Below are 2104 nucleotides of genomic sequence, written 5' to 3' on the forward strand. Positions count from 1 at the left end.
GAGCGTGTCCCGCCTCGTGGTAGGCCGTGAGTTTCCGCGCCTTCGGTGAGAGGATCCGGCTCTTCCGCTGCGGACCGGCGACGACTCGCTCGATCGCCTCGTTCAACCCCGCGCGGCCGATCCGCTCTTTCTCCTGCCGCGCCGTGAGCAGCGTCGCGTCGTTCACCATGTTTGCCAGATCCGCGCCGTTGAACCCCGGCGTCCGCCGCGCCAGCCCGGGGACCATACTTTGGCTGCCCCCCCGAACGTGAGGATGTTGCTCATACACGGCCGCAGGGATCGGGCTCGCGCCCCATCGGTCATCCGATGCGCACCGGATGGCACCACGGGCGGCCGCTGCGTAGAGTACAAGCGGATGGTGTCCCCGACAGTCGTGGAGCTCTTGGAGGAGACGACATGGTGGACGCGGAGCGGCTGAACGAGATCGTGAAAGCGGGCCGCGACGACGTGTTCTCGCTTTCGCTGAACACGGACCCGAGTTTGGCCGAGCATCAACGTCCGAACCCTGCCTACCGGGTGTGGACGCATAACGCGGTCCGCCGCCTGCTTCGCCGATTATCCCCCGAGGCGCGCGAGCGCGCGGAGCCCGTTGCGCGCCGGATGCTTGCGCACGTGGACGCCATGCCCCAGGAAGGCCGGGGGTTGGCCCTCTTCGCCGGTCCGCGCCTATGGGAGATCTACACGCTGCCGTTCCCGCTGCCGAACCACCTGGCGTATGGGGCCCCGGATGCGGTCCCGGTCCTCTGGGCGATCCACGAGTACGCGCCGTACGCCATCGTGCTCGTCTTTCACGATCACGCCCGGCTCCTCGTCGCATACCTCGGTTGGACCGCTGTGGTCGACGAGATCACGCTCGACCTCGACACGGAGCAGTGGCGCTTCAAGTACGGCCGGCTGGCCACATCCAGCCGTCGCGTCGGCACCGGCGTGGGGCGCGGCATTCAATCGGACGCGCACGAGGCGCGTGTCCTCGCGCAGTACCGCCGCTTCTGGCGACACGTCGCCGAGACCGCGGCGCACAGGCTCACGGCGCAGAGCATCGACCGAATCATCATCGCGGGAAACAAGGAGGCCGCCGTTGCGGTCTCCGCGCTCCTCCCGCGGTCCCTCCATGAGGCGGTGATCGGCACCGTGGCCGTACCGCCTAACGCCACCCTTGCCCAGATCCAGGCCCGCGTGCTCCCGGTCGCGCTCGCGCATCGCCACGCGCGGGACCGCCGGTTGGTCCGATCAATCGCCCAGGAACGCCGCCCGAAGGGCATCGGGGTCGAGGGAGCGACCGCCACCCTGGAAGCCCTCGCCGCCGGCAACCTCCGCGTCGTCGTCGCCGACCGGGACATGCAGGCTACGACGTGGACGTGCTCCCGCTGCGGCGCCCTCGGGATGAAACCGGCGCCGTGTGCCGCCTGTGGCGGAGAGATGCGGCGCCTCATGCTTCCTTGGGAGCTTCCCTCGCTGGTGAGACGGTACGGCGCCGTGCTCGAGTTGGTAGGGGCCGAGGCCGCAAGGCCTCTCGCCGATGGGGTCGGCGGATTGCTGCGCTATCCGCCAGCAACCTCCGTCAATATGTGCCGCGGGGCGTAGTTGACCACTCGGCAGTGGAGCATGGGGCGCCGCTGACCGACGCGTCTTGATGGAGATTCTGTTCCTAGGCACGGGGAGCGCGTTGCCGCTTCCGCGGCAGGGTCATAATTGTCCGCAGTGCCGCTCCAAGAACCCGCGCGACCGGCGGTTTCCGTCGGCACTCCTGATCGACCGCCGGATCCTCATCGATGCGGGGCCCTCGATCGGCGGACTCCTCGCCTCGGTCGGGCTCTCCCTGGACGACATTGCCGCGGTCGTACTGACGCATCGTCACCGGGACGCGGCGGGCGGACTCGGCGCCCTGCCGGCCTCCACGCGCGTCGTTGTTCCCCGACGGCCCGGCGTCATCACCGTGATGGGCCACCGTTTTGAAGCCGTGCCCGTGCCGCATGCCGGGCGAACGTGGGGATACTTGGTGAACGACGTGCTGGCGTACTTCTCCGATTATTGCAAGATCGACCCCGCCCTCCCCGCCCTTCGACGCGCGCGTGTCGCCGTGCTGGACGGCAGCGGGTGGCGA

The 2104-nt window shown here is 69.1% G+C and carries 2 protein-coding genes and 1 pseudogene; 2 read left to right on the forward strand and 1 reads right to left on the reverse strand.

Features of this window, described 5'->3' with window-relative positions; genetic code table 11:
- Positions 1–214 (reverse strand): annotated as a pseudogene (locus VGZ23_08530) (cell division protein FtsH).
- 182 nt (positions 215–396) lie between these two features.
- Here VGZ23_08530 and VGZ23_08535 point away from each other — a divergent pair.
- Both VGZ23_08535 and VGZ23_08540 read left to right on the forward strand, forming a co-directional pair.
- Complete coding sequence (locus tag VGZ23_08535; protein HEV2357640.1) at positions 397–1584, forward strand: VLRF1 family aeRF1-type release factor; 1188 nt, start codon at positions 397–399, stop codon at positions 1582–1584.
- A 49-nt stretch (positions 1585–1633) separates the two neighbouring features.
- Positions 1634–2104: MBL fold metallo-hydrolase (locus VGZ23_08540; GenBank protein HEV2357641.1), on the forward strand; the 471-nt coding region annotated here is incomplete at its 3' end.

This window comes from bacterium (assembly GCA_035945995.1).
Classification (GTDB): Bacteria; Sysuimicrobiota; Sysuimicrobiia; order Sysuimicrobiales; family Segetimicrobiaceae; genus DASSJF01.

What these genes read in the sequence shown, in the direction of transcription:
- VGZ23_08535 (HEV2357640.1), top strand. Translation starts at nt 397, where the DNA reads ATGGTGGACGCGGAGCGGCTGAACGAGATCGTGAAAGCGGGCCGCGAC.